This window comes from Enterococcus sp. DIV1368b (assembly GCF_050529595.1).
GTDB classification, from domain to species: domain Bacteria; phylum Bacillota; class Bacilli; order Lactobacillales; family Enterococcaceae; genus Enterococcus_B; species Enterococcus_B mundtii.
Window position 1 is genome coordinate 254002 of sequence record NZ_CP172883.1, and the last position, 24114, is coordinate 278115.

The 24114-nt window shown below is 39.3% G+C and carries 22 protein-coding genes and 1 other annotated feature; of the genes, 12 read left to right on the forward strand and 10 right to left on the reverse strand.

From position 1 onward, the window contains the following. The first annotated feature begins 2 nt into the window (after nt 1-2). Genes IGJ19_RS01225 through IGJ19_RS01235 form a run of 3 tightly spaced genes read left to right on the forward strand, consistent with a single transcriptional unit; the run spans nt 3 to nt 2688 of the window. Nucleotides 3-1010, forward strand: coding sequence for a PfkB family carbohydrate kinase (locus IGJ19_RS01225; RefSeq protein WP_430604304.1), 1008 nt, complete (start codon nt 3-5; stop codon nt 1008-1010). 16 nt (nt 1011-1026) lie between these two features. After that, on the forward strand, nt 1027-1869 hold the full coding sequence (gene kduI, locus IGJ19_RS01230; protein WP_071866140.1) for a 5-dehydro-4-deoxy-D-glucuronate isomerase: 843 nt from the start codon (nt 1027-1029) through the stop codon (nt 1867-1869). A 15-nt stretch (nt 1870-1884) separates the two neighbouring features. After that, entirely contained in the window at nt 1885-2688 is an 804-nt protein-coding gene (locus IGJ19_RS01235; RefSeq protein WP_074799601.1) for a gluconate 5-dehydrogenase, read from the forward strand. A gap of 41 nt (nt 2689-2729) precedes the next feature. Here IGJ19_RS01235 and fni read toward each other — a convergent pair whose 3' ends face one another. Genes fni through mvk form a run of 4 tightly spaced genes read right to left on the reverse strand, consistent with a single transcriptional unit; the run spans nt 2730 to nt 6785 of the window. Next, a complete protein-coding gene (gene fni / locus IGJ19_RS01240) occupies nt 2730-3773 on the reverse strand; it encodes a type 2 isopentenyl-diphosphate Delta-isomerase (protein WP_260697879.1) in 1044 nt (347 codons plus the stop codon). After that, nucleotides 3770-4855 carry a phosphomevalonate kinase gene (locus tag IGJ19_RS01245; RefSeq protein WP_071866143.1) on the reverse strand — a complete coding sequence of 362 codons (1086 nt, stop codon included), beginning with the start codon at nt 4853-4855 and terminating at the stop codon, nt 3770-3772. Before IGJ19_RS01245 ends, fni begins: the two co-directional genes overlap by 4 nt. 12 nt (nt 4856-4867) lie before the next feature. Next, nucleotides 4868-5845, reverse strand: a complete 978-nt coding sequence (gene mvaD / locus IGJ19_RS01250) for a diphosphomevalonate decarboxylase (RefSeq protein WP_071866144.1) — start codon at nt 5843-5845, stop codon at nt 4868-4870. Beyond that, nucleotides 5838-6785, reverse strand: coding sequence for a mevalonate kinase (gene mvk, locus IGJ19_RS01255; RefSeq protein WP_071866145.1), 948 nt, complete (start codon nt 6783-6785; stop codon nt 5838-5840). Before mvk ends, mvaD begins: the two co-directional genes overlap by 8 nt. A gap of 296 nt (nt 6786-7081) precedes the next feature. Here mvk and IGJ19_RS01260 point away from each other — a divergent pair, with 296 nt between their 5' ends. After that, the gene (locus tag IGJ19_RS01260; RefSeq protein WP_074799604.1) at nt 7082-7738 is read left to right on the forward strand and encodes a deoxynucleoside kinase; all 657 of its coding nucleotides are present in this window, start codon (nt 7082-7084) and stop codon (nt 7736-7738) included. Between the two features lie 131 nt (nt 7739-7869). Here the strand turns inward: IGJ19_RS01260 and IGJ19_RS01265 are convergent, their stop codons facing one another. Further along, nucleotides 7870-9267 (reverse strand): lytic polysaccharide monooxygenase, encoded by a 1398-nt coding sequence (locus IGJ19_RS01265; protein ID WP_260697880.1) that lies wholly within the window; start codon nt 9265-9267, stop codon nt 7870-7872. A gap of 772 nt (nt 9268-10039) precedes the next feature. After that, entirely contained in the window at nt 10040-11410 is a 1371-nt protein-coding gene (locus IGJ19_RS01270) for a lytic polysaccharide monooxygenase (protein WP_074799606.1), read from the reverse strand. Between the two features lie 499 nt (nt 11411-11909). Continuing rightward, nucleotides 11910-12039, forward strand: a sequence feature (ribosomal protein L20 leader region). Between the two features lie 43 nt (nt 12040-12082). Here IGJ19_RS01270 and infC point away from each other — a divergent pair. The 8 genes from infC (at nt 12083) to IGJ19_RS01310 (ending at nt 21646) form a co-directional block, all read left to right on the forward strand. Beyond that, complete coding sequence (infC, locus tag IGJ19_RS01275) at nt 12083-12607, forward strand: translation initiation factor IF-3 (protein WP_010736567.1); 525 nt, start codon at nt 12083-12085, stop codon at nt 12605-12607. Between the two features lie 71 nt (nt 12608-12678). Then, entirely contained in the window at nt 12679-12879 is a 201-nt protein-coding gene (gene rpmI, locus IGJ19_RS01280) for a 50S ribosomal protein L35 (protein ID WP_010736566.1), read from the forward strand. Between the two features lie 53 nt (nt 12880-12932). Beyond that, nucleotides 12933-13292, forward strand: coding sequence for a 50S ribosomal protein L20 (gene rplT / locus IGJ19_RS01285; protein ID WP_019723984.1), 360 nt, complete (start codon nt 12933-12935; stop codon nt 13290-13292). A 497-nt stretch (nt 13293-13789) separates the two neighbouring features. Next, complete coding sequence (locus IGJ19_RS01290) at nt 13790-14797, forward strand: Abi family protein (RefSeq protein ID WP_071866149.1); 1008 nt, start codon at nt 13790-13792, stop codon at nt 14795-14797. 537 nt (nt 14798-15334) lie between these two features. Then, complete coding sequence (locus tag IGJ19_RS01295) at nt 15335-17155, forward strand: DUF3329 domain-containing protein (RefSeq protein WP_430604305.1); 1821 nt, start codon at nt 15335-15337, stop codon at nt 17153-17155. Nucleotides 17156-17515: 360 nt separating this feature from the next. Continuing rightward, nucleotides 17516-18853 (forward strand): citrate transporter, encoded by a 1338-nt coding sequence (locus IGJ19_RS01300; protein ID WP_074799608.1) that lies wholly within the window; start codon nt 17516-17518, stop codon nt 18851-18853. 35 nt (nt 18854-18888) lie between these two features. Continuing rightward, nucleotides 18889-21018, forward strand: coding sequence for a hydantoinase/oxoprolinase family protein (locus IGJ19_RS01305; RefSeq protein ID WP_430604306.1), 2130 nt, complete (start codon nt 18889-18891; stop codon nt 21016-21018). After that, nucleotides 20993-21646: a hypothetical protein gene (locus IGJ19_RS01310; protein ID WP_430604307.1), complete on the forward strand. Its 654-nt coding sequence runs from the start codon at nt 20993-20995 to the stop codon at nt 21644-21646. The genes IGJ19_RS01305 and IGJ19_RS01310 overlap by 26 nt, the downstream gene beginning before the upstream one ends. Before the next feature lie 52 nt (nt 21647-21698). On the opposite strand, the gene IGJ19_RS01315 is transcribed toward IGJ19_RS01310, so the two are convergent. The 4 genes from IGJ19_RS01315 to IGJ19_RS01330 all read right to left on the reverse strand — a co-directional run bounded on the left by IGJ19_RS01315 (nt 21699) and on the right by IGJ19_RS01330 (nt 24103). Then, on the reverse strand, nt 21699-22376 hold the full coding sequence (locus IGJ19_RS01315) for a GntR family transcriptional regulator (protein ID WP_272018240.1): 678 nt from the start codon (nt 22374-22376) through the stop codon (nt 21699-21701). Between the two features lie 182 nt (nt 22377-22558). Then, nucleotides 22559-22726: a hypothetical protein gene (locus tag IGJ19_RS01320; protein WP_169823213.1), complete on the reverse strand. Its 168-nt coding sequence runs from the start codon at nt 22724-22726 to the stop codon at nt 22559-22561. A gap of 76 nt (nt 22727-22802) precedes the next feature. Beyond that, complete coding sequence (locus IGJ19_RS01325; protein WP_071866155.1) at nt 22803-23261, reverse strand: acyl-CoA thioesterase; 459 nt, start codon at nt 23259-23261, stop codon at nt 22803-22805. Between the two features lie 14 nt (nt 23262-23275). Then, entirely contained in the window at nt 23276-24103 is an 828-nt protein-coding gene (locus IGJ19_RS01330; RefSeq protein WP_071866156.1) for an NAD(P)H-hydrate dehydratase, read from the reverse strand. Nucleotides 24104-24114: the final 11 nt, after the last annotated feature.

Genomic DNA, 24114 nt, shown 5'->3' on the forward strand with positions numbered 1-24114 from the left:
TCATGGGAAGAGTCGTGACACTCGGAGAGATCATGCTACGCTTGTCGACAGAACAGGGACAACGGTTACAAGACAGTGATCATTTTTGCGCGCATTATGGCGGTGGGGAAGCGAATGTCGCGATCTCATTAGCAAATTATGGACATACGGTTTCGTTCATGTCAAAAGTCCCAGAACATTCCCTGGGTCTGGCAGTCGAAAAACACTTACGAAGCTATGGGGTAGATACTAGCCTACTGCTGAAAGGCGGCCCTCGGCTCGGCACATATTATATGGAAACAGGGATCGGTGAACGTGCGGCTTCAGTCATTTATGATCGTGCCGGTTCCAGTTTCGCGGTGATGGATTGCTTGGAATGGTCATTGGAGGACTGTTTCAAGGGAGTTGATCTATTCCATGTTTCAGGAATCACACCGGCATTATCAGAAAAGTGGCGAGGGTTGACAAAAGAACTCATGGAAGCGGCCAAACAAGCAGGCTGTCAAATCAGTTTTGATATCAATTATCGAGGCAAGCTGTGGACACAACAAGAAGCGGGTGAAGTGTTAGAACAATTATTACCGCTCGTGGATATTTGTTCAGCGGGTGAGATGGATGCGCTTTATTTGTTAGGGATAGCAAAAGCACCTGAAACGACAGTAAACCCACTTATTTATTATTACGAAAAAATGCAAGAAAGATTTCCCAACATCCAAACGTTTTACTCAACCAAACGTACGGTGCATTCAGCGAGTGAAAATGATCTACAAGGTACCTTGTGGATGAAGGATAGCTATTTCGAATCGCCGCTTCATCAAGTCACTTCGATCGTTGATCGTGTGGGTGGAGGAGATGCGTTTGCTGGGGGATTGCTTCATGGAATTTTAGAAGAGATGCAACCACAAGCAATTATTGATTTTGCGACAGCAGCCTCTGCGTTGAAACACACGATTCATGGAGATTGCAACCAATTCAATCAAGCAGAAGTTGCTAGTTTTATCGCTAGCGGTTCTGGAAAAATCATTCGATAAAGGAGAGTCTATCAACATGCAAGAAATGGAAACACGTTATACACATAGCCCAGAGGATATCCGTCATTATTCAACAGAACAATTGAGAAATGAATTTTTGGTAGAGAAAGTATTTGTTCCAGGGAAAATCAGTCTTACTTATACGCACAATGATCGTATGATCTTCGGCGGTGTAACACCAACAACTAGTCCATTAGAAATCAAACTAGATAAAGAACTAGGTGTTACTTATTTCTTAGAACGTCGCGAGCTTGGTGTGATCAACATCGGCGGACCTGGATTCATTGAAATCGACGGTGAAAAAGAAGAAATGAAGAAACAAGATGGGTATTACATCGGTAAAGAAACGGAGCATGTAGTCTTCTCCTCTGTAGATCCAGAGAATCCTGCAAAATTTTACATCAGTTCTGTGCCAGCACATCACAAATATCCAAATGTAAAAATCAGCATCGATCAAGTGAAACCCATGGAAACAGGCGAAGGCGTCACATTGAATGAGCGTAAAATCTACCAATATATCCATCCAAACGTCTGTGAAAGCTGTCAATTACAGATGGGTTATACCATTTTAGAACCGGGTAGTTCATGGAACACGATGCCTTGCCATACGCATGAACGTCGCATGGAAGCGTATGTTTACTTTGATTATGCAAATGAAGATACACGTGTGTTCCATATGATGGGTAAACCAGATGAAACCAAACATTTAGTCGTAGATAATGAACAAGCCGTGATTTCACCAAGCTGGTCGATCCACTCAGGTGTTGGCACAAGCAATTATTCGTTTATCTGGGCAATGTGTGGGGAAAATATCACCTATACAGATATGGATATGGTATCAATGGATCAATTGAAATAGGAAAGGAAGATAAAAATGTCATTCAATATGGATATGTTTCGTTTAGACAATAAAGTCGCTTTAATCACCGGTGCGGTATACGGAATCGGTTTTGAGATCGCTCGCTCATTAGCAGAAGCTGGAGCGACGATCGTCTTCAATAATTTAACTCAGGAATCAGTAGATGAAGGGATTGCCAACTACAAAGAAATTGGCATCGAAGCAAAAGGCTATGTTTGTGATGTGACGGATGAGTCAGCAGTACAAGCAATGGTCAAACAAATCAAATCAGAAGTTGGTCCAATCGATATCTTGGTCAACAATGCAGGCATCATCAAACGTACACCAATGATCGAAATGGATGCGGCGGATTTCCGTCAAGTCATCGACGTAGACTTGAACGCACCATTTATCATGTCGAAAGCAGTCATCCCAGATATGATTGAAAAAGGTGGCGGGAAAATCATCAATATTTGTTCAATGATGAGTGAACTTGGCCGTGAGACAGTAAGTGCTTATGCTGCTGCTAAAGGCGGATTAAAAATGTTGACGAAAAACATTGCTTCAGAATATGGTCAGTACAACATTCAATGTAATGGGATCGGACCTGGCTATATTGCGACGCCGCAAACAGCGCCATTAAGAGAAACACAAGAAAACGGGGAGCGTCATCCATTTGACCAATTTATCGTTGGGCGTACACCAGCTGCTCGTTGGGGCGACCCAATCGACTTAGCTGGCCCATCTGTCTTCCTAGCATCACGTGCCTCTGATTTTGTTAACGGACATATCTTGTATGTAGATGGCGGTATCTTAGCTTATATCGGAAAACAACCATAACAAACAAAGAATGACGAGTGCATCGTATGCACTCGTCATTTTTATTTGCGTCTACCATATGTTGATAATGGGATGTCTCTGGCTTCACACCATTCTTTGACCGGGCCAGAAAAAATCAAGGACTGTTTGGTTAAATCACTTGTTTTTGTTGCACCGACCATAGCATAGAGCATTCGTAGTTCTTCTTGCCACTGTGCCATAAGAGCAATCGTCTCCTCGATCCCGTGTGTCATGTAGTGCGTCAAGATCGTTCCGGAAATCCCTACAGCGTTCGCACCAAGACACAATGCTTTAAAGATATCATAAGCATTTCGTATGCCACCCGAAGCGATGATTTCGGCATGTGTATTCGCTTCGTTTGCTTCAAGTAAGGAGGACACAGTAGACTGTCCCCAATCCGTCAAATAAGCCAATTCACGCTTTTTACGTCGAGCATTTTCGATTTGTGTGAAGCTTGTTCCGCTACGTCCACTGACATCAATCGTCTTGATACCTAGTTCAGACAATTCAATGATGGTTTCCCTCGTCATCCCAAAGCCCACTTCTTTTACGATCACTGGCACATCAAGGGTTTGTTGGATTTCTGCAATCAGTTCTTTCCATTGCGAAAAATCGCGATCCCCTTCAGGCATGACTAATTCTTGTGGTGCATTTAAATGGATCTGTAACGCATCCGCTTGGAAAAGCTGTACGGCTTCTTGGGCACGTAAGACCGAGGTGCCAGCACCAACATTCGCTAAAATCTTCCCTTCAGGATAGACATCTCGCATCACCGTATAAGAATCTGCCAAGGAAGGATTTTTCAAGGCGGCGCTGACAGAACCGGTAGCAATCATCAACCCAGCACTTTTAGCAATCTGTGCAAGGTCATGATTGATCTTTTTTGTTTTTTCGCTACCGCCAGTCATGGCATTGATATAGAAAGGACTAGAAAGAGTAAAACCTGCAACTTCTGTTTTCAAAGACACGTCATCAACCTTGCTTTGTGGAAGTGGACGATGAACAAGTCGAACGAAGTCAAATTCATTTATCTGTTTGTTGTGAAATGCTTTAGCTAATGATACATGTTCATCTTTTCGATTCATAACTTGTCCTCTTTCTGTTGATGGTAGACATGTAATGGAAGCGGGGTGATCTCAGCTTCTTCCCAAGCACTCATCAATGGAAGGATACCTGATTTTTGGTCCACGATCACGATGCCACAATCCCCACCGCCAGCGCCAGAAGATTTCGCCGCACCTTCAAATTGTTCAGCTAAACAACACAGTTTATTTAATGCTGGTGTTTCGATCAACACACCAGTGATGGCAGACAGATCACGCAATAATTCACGATTTTTACGAATCATTTCTTGGATCAAAGCAACATCGTTTTCTTTAAAACCTTGGATCATCGTGTTGACGCAAAGCGTACTATCTTCAAGGAATTGTTGATACGCCGCCATTTTATCTTCACGAGAGCGATGTACTTGGTCCACTAAGTCGGAAGTAGAGGCAGGACTACCGGTCCAACCAATCAATAAACGGAGATCTTCCGGAGTGTGTAAGGATTCAATAGATAAACCAGGCCAATCAAGCGCTAATAATTCACTGATCGTTTTACTTGATTCTTGTTCTTTGAGCCATTGGTGGTCAAAAGTGGAGAAGGCGATCCAACCACCATAACAGCTAGCCGCAATATCGCCACAAGAACCATTGTCTTGGACAGCTAGATTAGCTAAGGCTGCAATTTTAAAAATCTCAAACTGAGATAAATTCAGTGCGTAAAATTGGTTCAATGCTCGAACCGTCGCTACCGCTACTGCGCCACTAGAACCTAGTCCATACTTTCTGCCGTTTGAGCTATCTAATTCACTGGTTACCTTCAAATCATAAAATGAAAGAAGAATGTTTTTTTCCTGTGCATATTTCTCAGTTAAACGTATAGCAGCAAGGATATAATGGAACGGGTTTTCACGGATATCTAGAACAAGTTCGCCTTTTCGTCTTGTCCAACGCACAGGCATCTCGCTATATTGTGCAGATTGGATACTTCCTACTTTCCGAGCAGCTTCCACTGTTACTGTGACGAATTGATCGACTGCCACGATGATTGCAGGATGCCCCGTTTCGACAACTGCGTATTCTCCAGCGATATAAAGTTTTCCAGGTGCAGATACTTCAACCATAACAATCTCCCTTTATTCAATAATCGTGATTCCTTGCCCAGCATGAGCAAGAATCACTTGTTGACGGCTAAATAATTCAATGAATTTTGCTTGAACAGCCGTTTGATTTTTCTTTTCAACTAATACTTTGACGTTTGGACCTGCATCCATCGTGAAATAGCAAGGAATGCCTGAAGCACGTAGTTCACGAACTGCTTGCATCGCCTTCAGACTATCTGGAGACCAGTAGGTGAAGGGTGGATTAGCCGCTAACGTGGTGCCGTGCATTTTTAACCCGTTTCGCTCCATGACTTCGCCCACTGTTTGGAACGACTTTTCAGCGATTGCTTGTTTCAGCTCCATTAGATCTGTTTCGACTGAATCAAGCCACCCTTGATAAAAATGCGAAGTTTCCACTGTTCGACGCATCCCATCACGACTAGATACATCTTTTTGTTGATCATTGATCAATACAAATACCATGGCGAGTTCGTCTTCAAATCCATTAGAAGGGATTTGTTGCGCATATGAAGTTTGGTCATCATGCCCTTTTTCCCATTCCACGAAGCCACCAAAAATACTACGACAAGCCGAACCAGAACCCCGACGAGCGAGTCTGGACAGGGCTTGTTTATCCAATTCTAGTCCTAGGGCTTCATTACAGGCGCCAGCTAACGCAGCTAGACCGCTTGCAGAAGAAGCTAAACCTGCGGCTGTTGGAACAAAGTTATGGCTGATCACTTTTGCGCGTTTGTTTGTATTCGCTTGTATGCGTACAAGATCAAGGAAGCGACTGATTTTTTTTGTTGCTGCTTCTGTTTGTAATTCATGATCTAAATAGAACAGATCGTCTGTGAACGAATCTGAAAAAATCACTTCGGTTTCTGTATAAAAGGCATCGAGAGTGAGAGATAAACTGTTGTTCATCGGAAGAATCAATTCTTCGTTTTCCTTGCCCCAATATTTGATCAAGGCGATATTTGTATAAGCACGGGCTTTACCACTAAGCATAGGTATGTACTCCTAATCCTTGAATCCAAGTTTCAGCTGCGCCTGCTTGTATTAGTGCGTGGCTGATTTCTTGAGCTTCTGTTTTTGTTTGTGCTAAAGCAATCATACATCCACCACGTCCGCCACCGGTCAATTTTGCACCTAAAGCGCCAGCAGTACGTGCGGTAGCGATCAGAGTGTCTAAAAAGTCATTACTGATCGTCAAACTTTTTAGAATGCGCTGGGCATCATTCATTGCTTCAGCTAGCTTTTCTGGTGAGTTGTCGATAATTGCTTTTTTAGCTTGTTTCGTCAAGTATCCTAGTTGTTGGATTTTTTGTCCAGTTTTCTGCGCATCTTTTTCAAAAAGGTGAGCCACATCTTTCACCGCTGCACGTGTTTGACCTTTGATTCCCGTATCAGCAACGATCAAAAAAGCATCGATATTCAACGCAAAATAATCAAAAGGATGGCCTTTTGTAAAATAAATCGGTTCGTATCCACTTGTTGCGGCAGCATCGATTCCACTGGGGTTTCCATGTGCGATTTTTTCAGAAACTTGCACATGTGCCAATAATTGTTCTCGTGATAACGGCAACTCATAGGCGGAATAAAAAGCTCGTGTGATCGCAGTGGCTACAGCTGCACTGGAACCCATCCCACGTTCTGCAGGGATGGTGCTTTCAATCGTTAAACGCAATGTGTCTTGCACATGGTAGTGAGTTTTCAGTCCAGCAATCAGCTGTTTGATATTGTTCAACGCATGTGGTGCGTCATTTAAATTTCCTATATAGTAGGAAGAAATAAGTTGATCTTTATTGAATGATGGGAGTGCTTCAAGTGTAGCCGTTACTTTTGTTGCATAAAACGGAAAGGCAATGGCAGGCTCGCCGTAAACGACAGCATGCTCACCCATTAAAATCAGTTTTCCACTCGATTCCCCTTGGCCATGAATTGCCATAGTACAACTCCTTCTTTTCCTCTGAGAGTAGCTTTTAAACAAAAAATAAAGCGCCTATTACTACGTGCGCGATGTTTGTCCAAAAAAACAGTCCTTCTTTATTTTACTAAAACCAGTCAAGAAGTAAAATAAAGAATACGATTTCTCGACAAAAAACGTGATTTTCTTAATAAAATTTTGGTTTTTCATAGGAAAGAAACTTGTCGATTTCGTTTGACACCACAAGATATTGGGGTTATATTTAGAAACATGAGAAAAAAACACTGTATTTAGTGGGAGAAGTGAGTTGGAGGGAAATGAGTGTGATTGTTTTAGCAGGAACGATAGGGGCAGGGAAATCAAGCTTAACAAAAATGATTGCTGACCATTTTAAGAGTCAGGCCTTTTATGAATCAATCGATGACAACGAAGTATTGCCTTTGTTTTATGCAAACCCTGAACAATATGCGTTTTTATTGCAAATTTATTTTTTGAATAAGCGATTTGCAAGTATCAAGCAAGCGATGCAAGAGGATAACAATGTATTAGATCGTTCGATCTATGAGGATTCATTATTATTTCATTTAAATGCAGATCTTGGTCGAGCGACAGCAACAGAAGTCCAAGTCTACGATGAATTATTGGCGAACATGATGGAAGAATTGCCCTATGCGGCATCGAAAAAACATCCCGATCTATTGGTTCATATTCGCGTATCTTTTTCAACCATGTTAGAACGGATCGAAAAAAGAGGGCGGGCATATGAGCAACTTTCTTTTGATCCTAGTCTTTATGAGTACTATCAAGAATTGAATCGCCGTTATGATGAATGGTATGAAGCTTATGATGAAAGTCCTAAGATTCAAATCGACGGTGACTGCTTGAACTTTGTGGAAGATGAAGCAGCGAGAGTGCAAGTGTTACAAATGATCGAAGAAAAACTAACGGAGATCCGTGAAGAAATCAGCGTATAAAAATGTTCTGACTGAAGTGGAACTTTGAATGGTCCAAATAAAAAATCACAAAAAAGAGGCAACCACAAATGAGTGGTTGCCTCTTGCTTATTTCAATCGTTGTTTAGTCGAACAAAGGGTAGTGAGTTGATTTATTTAGGGTAGAATAATGAGTGAGCAATTCCTGGTGCCCAGTTTGTATCACCGTAGTTCAAGTGAGACTGCCAAGTAATGTAAGTCACACCGTTGTGGACAACTTCTTCACCGGCTGTATAAGAAACAGGTGAGAAGAAGCTTCCTACTGTCCATTGACGTCCAGTAACGACTTCACCGCCGCCGTTTCCGCCATCGCCACCGTTTTCGTCACCGCCGCCATTTTCATCGCGGTCAGTTGTGATTGTTAATGTGTTACTTGCATCTGAAACATCGCCTTCATTGCTGATTGCGCGTACTACAAATGAGTATTGTGTTTCAGCTTTTAAGCCTTCTACTTCAAAAACAGTTTCAGTTGTTGAACCAATTACTTGGCCATCACGCAAGATTTCGTATTCTTTGATTCCTTTTGAGTGAGTAGAAGCTCCCCACATCAATGAAACGCTAGAACTTGTCTGACCCATTGAGTGTAAGTGGCTAGGTGCAGTTGGTTTTTCTTCTGTAGTTTCAGATAAAGTTGTAACAGATAAAGCTGTTCTTTCAGAAACTAGACCTGTTTGTCCAACTGCTTCGATTTCATATTTATATGTAGTTTCTGCAGTTAGGTTTTGATCACTGAAATCTGGTGAAGCTGTGTTTCCTAATAATTGACCATCACGGTAAACGTTGAATGATGAAGCATTTGCTTGTCCGTCCCAAGTCAATTGAGTTGTTGAAGAAGTTACGTTAGTAGTACGAACGTTACGTGGTGCTGTTGGTGCTACTGGAATTGCTGAATCACCTTTCAAGTTCACATCGATTACTTGATAGAATGCCATTCGTGTATCGTCGATATCCCAAACTGCTAGAACAACATGATAACCAAGACGGTCATTAGGGATGTTCACTGAGTGTGATGGATTTGTTGAAGCTTGAGCCCCACCATGGTTGATCGTTGTTAACAATTCAAAATCGCTACGATCTAACTGATCATTTGGATTCCAATCAGCTTTTGTGATGTAGTAATGCCATTTAGTGGTGCTGTGTGATTGTGTATAGCGCCAAGTGAATGTATTAGGACCTGTGTTCAAGTCTTGTTTTGTCCACATAGTCGAAGTTTGACGGTCTAAGTTGAAGTTGTTTCCAACTGCACCGCTTGCAGAAGCAATCTGTCCGTCAGCAGGACCAGCTGCTGGGTAGCCTTTCAATGCTTCTAATGATTGTGGTTCATAGATTACTGGACCGTATTTTGCTAATGCAGAATCGTGATTAATTAGACGGTCGCGGTGTCCTTGATAAGAACGACTGATCGGTGACTGCACATAACCGTGAGCTGAAGCGTCTTGTCCTCCGATAGATAAACCTACTCCTAATAAAACGCTAGAGCATAGAACTGTTGCTAAAATTTGCTTTTTCATGTTTCCCTCCATAGATAAAATGATATTTTTAGATAACTAATAAGGTCGATGAGTATGACTCGTTCGATGTGTCTCGTTGTTATCTGTATTTAATATTATCAGAGAATTGCACTATTGAATAATCTGTTTATACCGAACATTAGGTAAATTTGGGTCTTGACGTCAAATGAGGGTGTTTTTATCCAAAACATGAATAAATATTGATTTAAAGGCATTTTTATTGTCTTTTTTATTTCTTATTAGTTATTTATTTTGTATAATAAATAACAATAAAAAAATAAAAAGATAAAATTTTATTCTAATTGAGAAAGCTTGGAATGGCGCTTATAGTTATTTTTTGACGTTTGATTATTTTTAAAATATATCTTTTTATTGACTGTTTTAGTCCTTTTTTGTAGATTTGATCATCAATTTTTTGGTTTGAGATTGTGATAGGAGTGTTCGGTCTTATTATCGAAAAAAGTCAATTTAGAATATCGTTTATTTGGATTCAAGAGTTTCGAGATGACTAAATACTACATCTCAAGCAATTCTATATATTTTATCTATTTATAGAAGGAACTGGATACGAAGAGGGAGAGAATGTGTTTTACAATCTGTGATAATGGATGAGCACTTTGAAAAACTAGCACCTGTATAATTCGTCTCGAATGTTACAGGTGCTAGCTTATTTTTGAGGAAAAGAAAGTTGTTCTAGCCTCAGTTTTATAGGGTTTTGTTTACGTGGAATGTTTTCTATATTATCGTTTTAATTATGTTTATAAGGTTTATTTTATTTAGGATAGAATAAGGCATGAGCAATTCCGGGTGCCCAGTTTGTATCTCCGTAGTTCAAGTGAGATTGCCAAGTGATGTATGTTACACCGTTGTGAACAACTTCTTCGCCTGCTGTATAAGAAACCGGTGCGAATAAGCTTCCTACTGTCCATTGACGTCCTGGAGTGACTTCGCCACCACCGTCGCCGCCATTGTCATCGTGATCTGTCGTAATAGATAACGCATTGCTTGCATCAGATAGTTCATCCGTATTGCTGACTGCGCGAACCACGAATGAGTAGGCAGTGTTTGCAGCTAATCCAGACACTTCGTATGCTGTTTCTTTTGTTGAACCAATCAATTGATTGTTACGGTAGATGTTGTATTGTTTGATTCCTTTTGAATGAGTAGAAGCGCCCCACATCAATGAAACACTTGAACTTGTTTGACCCATTGAGTGTAAGTGAGTCGGTGTAGTTGGTTTTTCTTGTGCATTTTCTGTTGCAGTTTTTACTGTCAAAGCTGTCTTAGCAGAGACTAAGCCAGTTTGTCCAACTGCTTCGATTTCATAGTTATAAGAAGTATCCGCAGTTAAGTTTGTATCATTGAAATCTGGCGATGATGTATTTCCGATCAATGCGCCATCACGATAAACATTATAAGATGCAGTATTCGCTTGACTATTCCAAGCTAATTGGACAGTTGAAGAAGTTACATTCGTCGCACGCACGCTTTGTGGTGCTGTTGGTGCTACTGGAATCGCAGAATCACCTTTCAAGTTGACATCGACTACTTGATAGAAGGCACCGCCTGTATCATGAATGTCCCATACAGCTAAAACAACATGATAACCGATACGGTCGTTTGGAATGTTGACTGTGTGGTTACGATTATTTGCAGAAGCAGTTCCATCATGTTGGATTTCTGTAATCAATTCTAAATCGCTACGTTTCAGTGGTGCATTCGGGTTCCAACCTACTTTAGTAATATAATAATGCCATTTAGTTGTACGGTGAGATTGTGTATAGCGCCATCTGAATGTGTTCGCTCCTGTTTCTAAGTTTTGTCTTGTCCACATTGTTTCTGTTTGGTTGTCTAATACAAAGCTTCGTTGAACAGCTCCGTTGGCAGAAGCGATGCGACCGTCGATAGGACCTCTTTCCGGGAATCCTTTACCGGCTTCTAATGATTGCGGTTCGTAAACCACAGGACCATACTTAGCTATTGCAGCAGCTAAGTTGACGTTACGGTCTAAGTGCCCTTGATACGCGCGACTGATCGGTGATTCAACATAACCGTGAGCAGAAGCGTCTTGTTCCCCGATCGCTAAGCTTGCTCCAAATAAAATCCCCGAGCATAAAACGGTACCCAAAATTTGTTTTTTCATTTTTCCCTCCATATGTAAATAAGATTTAGATAACGCATAATAAAAGACGAGTTTCGTAATTATCTCTTTATCGTGTTATCTGGAATTAAGATTATCAAAAAAAACGAATAGTTACGAATCAGTTTATACCGATGTGTAGGTAAAAAAAATAATAGAAACATAAATAATATGATTTGTTATAATGTTGATTTTTTAGGGTTTTTGGTACCGTGTTTGGAAAATAAGAACATTTTTTTATAAAAAAATATTTCTTTGTATTAAGAATCAAATGATTTCCCCCAGATTATATTTTAGTTATCTTAAAATAAAAGAAGTGGAATTATATAAAACGTAAATGAGGTAGTAGCAGTAGGGGGACAGATTCGATTGGTGATAAGCGAAGCAACAAAAATGTCTAATTACTGAGCTGTATGTGAAGAAGAATTGCTACGATTAAATAGAAAAAAGTGAAGAAATGATTGACAAAAAGAAATAGATTTGGTATGATAATTAAGTTGAGAAATAAAAGCAGAAGCACCCGCTTCTCGCCTTAGTTGATACAGTCACTGGGCTAGATAGTTTTCATCTATATGTAGTATAGGTGGAGTACGTGCGGGTTCTATCAAAAGAACTCGTTTTTTTATTGCCGTTCATTCGGTAAGCTTTTCTTTCTCTCATAATATTTGGAGGTGAATGACCATAGCAAAGGATATGATGGTTAACGACGGCATTCGTGCACGTGAATTACGATTGATCGGTTCAGATGGTGAGCAATTAGGAGTTAAGTCAAAAGCAGAAGCATTGCAAATTGCAGAACAATCAAACTTGGATCTTGTGTTAGTTGCTCCAGGTGCGAAACCACCAGTAGCGCGAATCATGGACTACGGAAAATACCGTTTCGAGCAACAAAAGAAAGACCGCGAAGCGCGTAAAAAACAAAAAGTGATCAATGTAAAAGAAGTTCGTTTAAGTCCAACGATTGATTTGAATGACTTCAATACAAAACTTCGTAATGCACGTAAGTTCTTAGAGAAAGGCGATAAAGTGAAAGCTTCTATCCGTTTCAAAGGCCGTGCCATTACCCACAAAGAAATTGGTCAAAAAGTCTTGGATCGCTTAGCTGAAGAAACTGCTGATATTGCAACAGTGGAACAAAAAGCGAAAATGGACGGACGCAGCATGTTCTTGACGCTGGCACCGAAAAACGACAGTAAGTAATTTGAATGACTAACTGATTGTTGGACAGTCAATAGTCGGATAACGAAAGATTTTGAGGAGGAAATATAGTCATGCCAAAACAAAAAACACACCGCGGATCAGCAAAACGTTTCAAACGTACTGGTAAAGGCGGATTGAAACGCTTCCGTGCGTTTACAAGTCACCGTTTCCACGGTAAAACTAAAAAACAACGCCGTCAATTACGTAAAGCGCGCATGGTTTCTAGTGGCGATTTCAAACGTATTCGTCAACAACTAGCAAAAATGAAATAAGAACGTAAAATAACTGAAATTTAAAGATTTATTTTTATTAGGAGGAATTATACATGGCACGTGTAAAAGGTGGAACAGTAACTCGTAAACGTCGCAAAAAAATGCTGAAATTAGCAAAAGGTTACTACGGTTCAAAACACACTTTATTTAAAACAGCAAAAGAACAAGTAATGAATTCATACAACTACGCATATCGCGATCGTCGTCAAAAGAAACGCGACTTCCGTAAATTGTGGATCGCTCGTATCAACGCAGCGGCTCGTATGAATGGCTTAAGCTACTCAAAATTGATGCACGGTTTGAAATTAGCTGAAATCGACATCAACCGCAAAATGTTAGCTGACTTGGCTGTCCATGATGCAGCAGCATTTACTGCATTAGCTGACCAAGCAAAAGATGCTTTAGCTAAATAATTTAACAGCGTAAACCGACTTTCTATCAAATGAAGTTGGTAAATAGAAATGTTAGAATGTTTGGAATAGACAGAAGATGATTATTTTCTGTCTGTTCTTTTTTTATAGCGAAAAATATTTTTCCGTGTTGAACCATATAGGATAAAGCTTAGTAAGTTTGAATTGTAGAAATGAATGCGGTTTTATGATAAAATAGATAGGAACATTCGTTCTTTTTTTGGAGCTTTTGAAGTGGAATGGAATTATTAATTGATAAAAGTAAACATAATTTGCTGATATTTAATGATCTTATGAAGTTTACAGAATTAGCTTTATATAAATCTTTTAGGAAATAACAAAATTGACACATATAATGCTGGGAAATTAGTTAAAAAAGAAATAAAATCTTCTAGCATGATTAAACTTTTCCAGTGAAGACAGCATTTTCAATAAGATTAATCCTCTACTTACAACTGATGAGTCTGTTTTTAGATAATAATATTGAATGGGTGGGAATTATGAAACTAAATTTATCTGACCAACTCGCATATTTAACAAAGGATAAAAATATTAGCTGTGATATTTTAACAGTTACTGAAGCACAGAATATACTTGAAAACACCAATTTTTATTATAAAATTACTTGTTACAAGAGAAATTTTAGAAAAGATAGCAACAATAAATATATTGATTTAGACTTTTTTCATTTATATGATTTATCAATAATAGATATGAGAATGAGACATTTATTTAATAAATTATGTTTAGACATAGAACACAGTTTAAAAAAGAACTTAATTAAGGACATAACGAATAGTACTGAGGATGGGTATGCTATCGTCAATGAATTTGATTCCTTTGAGAGAGTAAAGTTTAATTTAAAACAACAAGTACTAAGACAACGTTATGGACAAAATTACATAAATGTTAATTATAAGCCGATTTTAAAAAGAACAATTTATAATGTATCTGACCCTAATGATTATGATTATCAAATATCACGGAAATATTTTAATAGCAAGATTGTTCCAGTTTGGGTACTAATAGAAAAATTGAATTTTGGGCAATTGATAGACTTTATAAAGTTTTATGTTGATAAACAGAAAAATAATTATGCGTATTATAAAACCGCTGAGGAATTACTGATAATGATCAAACGTATTCGAAATGCTTCTTCTCATAATCGTCCTATATTGATGAATATTGCAAATAAAAATCACTCAGGTAGTCTTGTTGTTTCTTCCAACGTAAAAAGTTTTCTTACAAAATATCAAATTAATAAGAATGTTAGTAGGAAAGAAATTTCACTATACAATAATTTACTTGAACATACAAAGATTCATGATATCTTTTGTCTGATGATTTTATATAAAGAATATATTGAAAGCGAAAAAATGATTTTTGCTAGAAGAAAAGAAATTAGAAGCTTTATTTATCGTGCAAAATTAAATAAAAAGCATTACTCAAAGCATAATAAAATGAAAAATATTTTTTTGTTTTTATCTAAATCATTAAATAGCATTTAAAATTCTTCCCAAAGTCATTTCATTATGCTATGATTAATACACAAAGGAAAGGTGTCGGTCATAGCCCATAGACACTGCGTACTAAGGAGCAAAAGAAATTTTGTGAATTAGGCGTTATGGCATTATCATAATATAAAAAAGCTTACTAGAAATTTGTTCCTGTTAATTCCTAGTAAGCTTTTTTGTTTTGCCTCAGATGATTTTTGCTAGTCAACTACTCAACTCATAAAATCTCCTAGAAATTTCTTCTTTTCTGTCTTTCGAGACTATATTCCCCACGAATGAATAACCGCTCAGGCTTTGTGGATTTGTTGAGATCTTGAATGAAAAGGCTTCGACAAACATTTATTCTTATTGTTTTCTATTAAGATCTTTTATGAAATGTTCATTTTGTAGTGAACCTATCTGAAGCCAAAGAAACTATGAGACAAAAAATGATAAAAAGCGTTGTTTCATTTAAGAGCACCCAATGATTTAAAATGTTATAATAATATTCATAAGTATTCACTTAAATAATTGTTGGAAGGGAAGAACAAAATGAATCGAATAATCGATAGTATCTGCAAGCATAAAAAGATGATTGTGATAGTTTCTGTTTACGTAGTCATGGTCATCTTGAATTTTTTAACGCCATTGATTGCAGATGATATTGAATACATGTACAAAACAACAAGTTTTTCAACTATTCTCCATGACGAATATATGCAATACATGAATTGGACAGGTCGGTCAGTGGTCCATATCATTGCGCGTTTATTTTTATTGATGCCAAAAATCGTATTCAATTTTATGAATCCATTGATTTATGTTTTACTAACCATTTTGATCTATAAAATATCAACTAAAGATAATAAGAATTTTTATGTGTTTAAATATTTAATGATCAATTTGTTGATTTGGTTATTTGTCCCAACTTTCGGACAAACGATCTTATGGGAGACTGGAGCGGCGAATTATCTATGGGGTGGCATCCTCATTATTAGTTTCCTTTCTATGTATCACCGCTATTATACAAAAGGTCGAGAACTACCATTCAGTCAACCATTGCAGATTATTATTATGACAGTTTTAGGGATACTTGCCGGATGGTGTAATGAAAATACATCTGGTGGAGCGATTCTTGTTGTTTTAGGGTATATCTATTTTATCTATCAAGAGAAAAGACCGATTAAGGTATGGTTGTTTTCAGGTTTAGGTGGAGCAATCTTTGGATTATTGATGATGGTTGCGGCTCCTGGGAATGCGATACGAGCAACGTACTTCGACCGTAGTACATGGTCATTTGCTCGTAAGTTATATACTGGTGTTTTTGGGATTACACGAACTCTTTACGAAAACAGTTTGCAATTATTTGTTTTAGCGGCTATTTTAATTGCATTAGGTATTATTTTTAACCAGCATAAAAACTGGTTCCGACTTTCATATGTATATATTCTTGCCGGACTAGCAACTATCTATGTGTTATCTCTTTCGCCAACTGGACTTAACTGGGGGCGGTCATTCTTTGGTGGCGCATTGTATATTATTATTGCGATGTTAATCGAATGGCCAGATAAATTAACAAAGACAACAGCTGGAAGTTTTTATAGTGTGATCAGCTCAATTCTCATTGTTCAATTTTTATTTTCCTTTGTCTTAGGTGTGCAAGGTATCGTTCAGTCTTATCGTGATATCAACGAACAATATAGGTATGTAGAGAACCAGAAAAAGCAAGGTAATCTAAATCCTTTGATCGCTGATTTCAATGCAAATGAAGGGATGCCCTATCCAGCATATTCTAGCGCACTGTCACACGTTGGAGCGAACATAGACTCTCAGATCAACCGTTCAAATGCTAAATATTTTGGCTTGGAGACGATTCGATCGGTTTCTAAAAATGCTTGGAATACGATTTATAAAAATGGAGACCCAACGTTGATGAATATTTGGGATTATCAGGAATATCTAAAAGAATTAGAAGACTCAGATTATACAGTTCTGATTGCTGGTGCAGGCAAGTCCCAACAAATGAGTGAAGCTTTAGCAGTAGAAATAGCAAAACTTTTACCGGATCTTGATTTACAGAAGTTTACTCATGATTGGAATTTTACTGGTATTCGTCAAGAGAATCAGACTCCTATTCTTTCGCAAAATGAAAATTATAATGAAGTTAACCAAAAACTCACTGATAAGAACATCTCCATGGTTTCTAGTTTTACGTCTTATGAGGAGCAACAATTTTCTAGAATTAAAATTGACGGCGTCGATGTATCAAGAAATAAAACAGGCGTCAATATTATTGTGCTATCCAAAGACGGTCAGATCATGGATGCGGTAAACATCGCTTCAAATGAACAGGGAGTGACCGTTTCAAGATAAATATAGGATTTAAAGTAAAACACGTCTAAGCTTGCTTAGGTGTGTTTTTTTATAGCTATCATTCTTCAATAAAATTTCTGTTATCTACAAATAGATTGAAATAACCCAATAAATAAAGTACATGATATTTTTTTGAAAAGAAAGGTGATCATTGCTTATTTTTTTATCTTAGATAGTAAATCTATTTATACAGTTAGCTAAATGAAATGTTTTTTCAAAAAACATTTCAGTAGCTCGTAATGAATCTTTTTTAATCATATGTACTTATTCTGTCGTTAATATTTAATGAAAGCGATTTCTCTGTAGGGTAGAATAAGTCAACTGATATATCAGTGAGATGAAATAGAATGGAGTGAGTCTATGAGCGAAATGATTATTGGCATGTTGTTGATTTTGTCGTTCTTTTTTATGGTTTGGTATTGTGTCAAAGGACTTAATTTGATGGTCGGTTTAGCGATCATGGCGACGATTTGGATGGGATTGGCGCTGATTGGTAATTTTTTCTCACCGAATGCTGCAATGGAAGGACAGTCAGTCATTGATGTGTTGACCCATGTATATGCTACTGGTCCAGCGGAATATGCGAAATCGATTTTAGTGAATGTATTCTTTGGTGCGTTTTTTGGTCGAGTGTTGGTAGATAGTGGGATAGCGGCTACATTGATTCGAAAAGTCGTAGAGCTTGGCGGTGATAAACCGCGGATCACGATGAGCCTTTTGTGTCTTGTAACGTCAATTATTTTTATGTCGATGACCGGGATTGGTCCAGTGATTTCAATTGCCGTGATCGTTTTACCGATTTTGATGTCGTTAGGAATTACTGCACCTGTTGCTCTATTTGCATTCATGGGTTCGATCATGGCAGGGATCTTTGCAAATATTGTCAATTTCAAGCAATATCAAACAATCTATGCAGGTTTTAATTCTGCGGCTGAAAATTATACATACAATGATTACTTTCAAATCGGAATGATTGGCATGATCGTAAGTTTAGTAATCGTTCTACTTGTAGCTAATATATCAATGAACCCGAAGAAACGCTATGCAATGGCAGCTGAACTTCCACGAGAAGGTGGGGAAGCGCCAATGATTTCTTGGTTGGCAGTCGTTATACCTGTATTAGGAGTAGTGGTGTTAGAAATCCCGATCATTCTTGGTTTTATGTTGGCAGGAATCTGGGCGTTGCTATTTACAGGGAAATTACGTGGGGGATACAAGGAGATTTGTCGGCAATTCGCTAAATTATTTACAGATGGAGCAACAGATGTAGCACCGATGGTTGGCTTTTTGATGACTTTAGCGATGTTCAATAATTCGGCGGTATATGCTTCTTCTTATTTCTCTGCAATTTTGGGAGACTTTATTCCTCAGACACCTTTTGTGTTAGCACTTGCCTTTGCATTGTTGACGCCTCTGGGTTTTTTCCGTGGTCCGTTGAGTCTAGTCGGTTCGGGATCAGCAATTTTAGCAGTAGTTTTAGCCGTCAATCCGACGATGCCCGTGGCCTTCTTATTTCCACTATTTGCGACGACGACCATTGCGCCACAGCATTTAGATATCACTCAATCCTGGATCGCATGGGGATTAGGGTATACAAAAGTTTCCTCTCGTGAATTCATGAAAAAATCGATTCCGACAGGGTGGGCGATCGGTGTGATCGTCTGTATCTTGACGTTGATCCTTTATGGTAATTTTTGATAGGTATAGAAAGTAAAAAATTTGGAGGATGCAAAATGAAGCGTGCAGTAAGAATGGGCATCGATGTAGGCGGTACCCATACAAAAGCAGTCGCAATCGACAATGCGACACATGAAATCATCGGTAAATCATCTGTTAAAACAACGCATCACCATCCAGAGGGTGTAGCTGCCGGGGTCGTACAATCGTTCCAAAATTGTTTGCAAGAAAATCAAATCAGCCCCGAGGATGTTGTTTTTGTCGCTCATTCCACAACTCAAGCAACGAATGCCTTGATTGAAGGAGATGTGGCAAAAGTAGGAGTGATCGGAATGGCAAAGGGCGGTTTCGAAGGGTTTCTGGCGAAAAGACAAACTCGGTTAGCCCCAATCGATTTAGGGAATAATCGAAAAATAGACATTGCAAATGTGTTCTTGCCAATCAAACAATTGACAAATGAACGAGTGTTAGAGACGATTGCTACACTGAAAAAAGAACAGGCGGAAGTTTTAGTTTCTTCCATGGCTTTTGGCGTAGATAATAGTGAACCAGAACAAGTCATCTATTCACTTGCTTCGGAACAAGGGATACCAACAACGATGGCTTCTGAAATCACAAAGCTTTATGGTTTGACGAGACGCACACGAACGGCAGCGATCAATGCCTCGATTTTGCCTAAAATGTTAGAAACAGCGACATCAACTGAACGTTCCGTTCGAACTGCCGGTGTCAATGTTTCTTTGATGATCATGCGTGGTGATGGTGGGGTAATGGAAATCGCTGAAATGAAGAAGCGACCAGTATTAACGATGCTTTCAGGTCCAGCTGCCTCTGTCATGGGTTCTTTGATGTATTTACGTGCCTCGAATGGTGTGTATTTTGAAGTCGGAGGGACAACGACCAATATTGGTGTTATCAGGAATGGGCGTCCAGCCATCGATTACTCAGTGGTCGGCGGTCATGCGACCTATATTTCATCGTTAGATGTTCGTGTCTTAGGTGTGGCCGGTGGTTCAATGGTTCGGGCAGATCGCACAGGGATCCTTGACGTGGGACCACGTTCTGCCCATATCGCTGGATTGGATTATGCTGTATTCACACCGATTGAAAAAATCGATCAACCGAAAATCGTTTTTTTCTCACCCATTGAGGGAGATCCGGCTGATTATGTCAAAGTGATTTTGGCAGACGGAAAAGAGGTCACTATTACCAACACATGTGCAGCGAATGTTCTTGGGCTTGTCCAAGAAGAACACTTTTCCTATGGTGATCCACAAGCCGCAAGAAAAGCCATGGAAGCTTTAGCAGCTTATTGTCAGACTTCTGTGGAAGATATCGCTGAGCAGATCATGGCAAAAGCTTATGCAAAAATCGAACCAGTGATTTTGGAACTGGCAGAAAAATATCAATTGGAAAAAGAGCAAATCTCCTTGGTTGGGGTAGGCGGTGGAGCAGCGTCCTTAATTACTTATTTTAGTCAGAAAATGGGTGTTAAGTATTCAATACCAGAAAATGCGGAAGTGATCTCATCTATCGGTGTGGCATTAGCGATGGTGAGAGATGTAGTGGAACGGATCATTCCTTCACCAAGCAAAGAAGATATTCGAGGATTGAAAAATGAAGCGATGAATAAAGCAATCGAATCTGGCGCTACACCAGAATCGATTGAAGTCCATGTTGAAATTGATCCTCAAACCTCAAAAATCACGGCAATTGCCACAGGTTCAACGGAAGTCAAAGCGACTGACTTAACAAAGCAGATCAGTGAAATAGAGGCGTTGACATTAGCTGCAGAAGATTTACAGATGTCCCTCAAAGATGTTCGTTTATTAGCGAATACTGACTACTTCTATGTGATTGGAGAAAATAACCCAGAGCATGTGATCGGTGCGTTACGGATCATCGATCAAAAAGGATTCATCAAAGTTCAAAGAGGGTATGCGAAATGTCTGAAAACCACAGCTGAACAGTATCTCGCCGCTGTCCAACAGTTATGGGAAGAACTTGCAGTCTATCAGACTGAACTGATTGCTCGACCGGAATTTTATCTATGTATCGGCGCGCGTGTCGCAGATTTTTCGGCGACAGAATTTGAACAACTACAACTCTTGATGGAGTTAGAAATCGCGATGTTGGATCCAGAGGAAGAAGTGATTGTGATTGCGGGGAATATCAAGCAAAAATAAACTAGATGAGTTGATTTTAAAATTGCTGACGATTTCTGATGAACAGTGGTGTGATTATCAATTTCAACGAGATCTTTTAGTAGGGAAATTCTCACTTTCTGAGCAACGAGCGTGGGGAGAACTGGCGAGACAATGTGGAGAAAGGTTAGCAGAAGTGATTTATCGAAAGTACCGTACAAGGAATATTCATGCGCTTTGTCGTACATTCGATGTCGCTATCTCCTATGGAGAAACAGCATGGCGGAATGATCGTTTGACACTCGCGACTTACGATGAAACAACGGGGATCTGTTTAATGACAGAACCAATTCAGAAATTTGAACAGGAAAAGATCACTGAGCTCCCACTGGAACAAGTTACTTCTTTGATTTTAGCGCATGAATTATATCATCATCTTGAAACACGTGATCCTACATTGTATACCCAACAGAAAACCCTAGAACTATGGCGATTTTTTGGGTATCGTCATCAGTCTAAGATCCGAGCATTGAGTGAGATTGCAGCGATGAGCTTTTCGAAGAAGTTGAATAACGTGGGCTTCTCACCATATGTGTTAGAAGTCGCTATGACTTGGCCATATGATCCGCAATTGTGTGAGCATCTCGTCCAGTCATTTCAGTCGTTTTGACTAAGAAAGGCATAGTCCTTCCTGAAAGTTCGGGAGGCTACGCCTTTTTTCATTATACTTCAGAAGAGATTATTTCAAAATAACTCGGATAATGAAGGATCACTTGTTCTTGTTCCTCAATGATCATATGGAGGTGGAGGTTACAAAGAAAGCCCACTTCATCAAGTGCGTGTTCTTTCATGGCTCTCAATAAGATTTGATGTTCATCTAATACACGGCCCCAATCTAATTCAGAAATCGTCAAACGCAACCAACGGAAACGATCTAAGTGAGTGCTATAGCTTTCAAGCCAAGTCCATATTTCTTCTTTCCCCGCGACTTTGTAACACATTTGGTGAAAGGCTTTATCCAAAAGAAAGAAGGTTTTTTTGTCTTGTGCCAAGATGGCTTGATCCGTCTGTTCTAAAATCATCTCCAAGCGTTGATGAGCGGTATCGTTCATTTTAGCACTGCACTCTTGTAAAATCGGTTGCTCTAATTTTTCTCGCATGTAACGTGCCAAGTCTGCGGAACGTATGTCGATTTTTGAGATATATGTACCGGATTGAGGAATTGTTTTGATCAATTCCTGATTTCTAAGTTGGATTAATGCTTCTCGAATCGGCGTGCGTCCAATCGTTAGTTGTTCTTCTAAGATTCTGTCGGAAATCTTACTCCCAGGAGCTAATTCAGAATAGATGATTTGTTGTCTGATGGCTTCGTATGCTTGTTGTTGCAAATTGTTCCCCATAGAACACCCCTTTCAAAAAGTTATATCCAGTATAGCATATCCTTTACTGAGAACAGAATAAGGGGGAGGTAAGCAGATCAGCGAACAGAAACACAAAAATAGAGCCGCAAACGATTGGTTTGTCGACTCTTTTCAATACATATCCATAGTGCGAACATCTCATCCTTTCACGAAAGCAACAGTCAATCTGGGCGAACTTCCTGCAGTTGTTTGACACGACCACCGATTTGATTGGCAAAGGTTTCTGATTCTTTTTTGTCTTTGAAGACAAGCAAGGTTTCCGGGTTTTTTTCACGTGTGCGACAGCCAGTTTTATCAATATAACCGTGTAAGACTTTCACGACATACATTATAATCACCTGCTTTTTTTCTTTCCATTATACAAATCAGGGGTTAAAAGGCAAGAATAAACACTTATTTTTTCTTTTATTTCATTTCTGTTGCAGAATCAGGGTCTGTGTCGATGTTTGCATAAGTTTTAAACAGACTATCCAAGCTAGGATTGACACGGCCTAGTTTGACTAAACGTTGATTTTCTGCAAGCAAGAAACAGTGTTGGCTTGTACCGGTCGTCCTTAAACGCTGATCTTCTGTGTCGTAGATCTCATAACGGAAATTCAAGCGTGTGCCTGTGTAGCTTTCGATAATCGGTTGGATCAAGATTTTGTCCCCATAACGGATCATCTCTTTGTATTCGCAACTTACGCCAAGTACAGGGATGATGATGCCTTGTTCCTCGATTTTCTTGTAACTAAAATCTAAATGTTCTAACAACGCAACACGTGCTTCTTCGAACCAGCGGATATAGTTGCTGTGGTGAATGATACCCATTTGATCGGTTTCGTAATAAAAAGGCTCTCTAAGGTAGCCGGTATATTTTTCCATTGTGACGCTCCTTCTTATCTTTGACTAAAATAATGCATCCATTTTGGGATGTACTGACTGATTTGAGTCGGTAAAACGACATACTGCTCTTTTGCTAATTGGTCGCCGATAATGCTATGCAAATAGACAGCGGCACTGATCGTTTGGTCATTTTTTGGAAACTGAGCTAAAAAACCAGCAATCATGCCAGCTAACGTATCCCCCATACCACCTGTTGCCATAGCTGGTGAACCTGCTGTATTGTAATAGATGCCATTTTGCCCATAGATCGTTGTTTGATGACTTTTTAAAACCAGGGATGCCCCTAATTCTTGTTGTTTCTGCTGATTGTTCTCTTCAGATTGCTCATCTAAACGCAATCCACTGACGCGTTGCCATTCCATTTGATGGGGTGTGAGAACGGTATGCTCTGGATAAGGAAGCTCCAGCGAATGCCTAGCCAACAATGTCAGGGCAGAACCATCAATGACTAACCATTGTTTTTCTGTTTGTTTTGTTAGGACAAATTGCAGAAGTTCAAGGCTTTGTTGGTCGGTTCCTAATCCCGGACCAATCAGTAAGACATCGGCATCTTCAAAAGCCGAATGCCATGTTTCTTTATTTGTCCAATCCCCTACCATTGCCTCTGGTAAATGACTATGGACGGCCACGTGATTATTAGGATCTGTTACAACAGTTGTCAAGCCAGCGCCACTATGGACAGCTGCTAAAGCGCTCATGATGATCGCACCACCGAATTGCTCGTTTCCGCCAATCAACAGGACTTTACCAAATGTACCTTTATGAGATTCGATGGGGCGAGGAGTAATCACTTGTTGGAGTAATCGTTCATTTAATTCCATGGGAAAGCCTC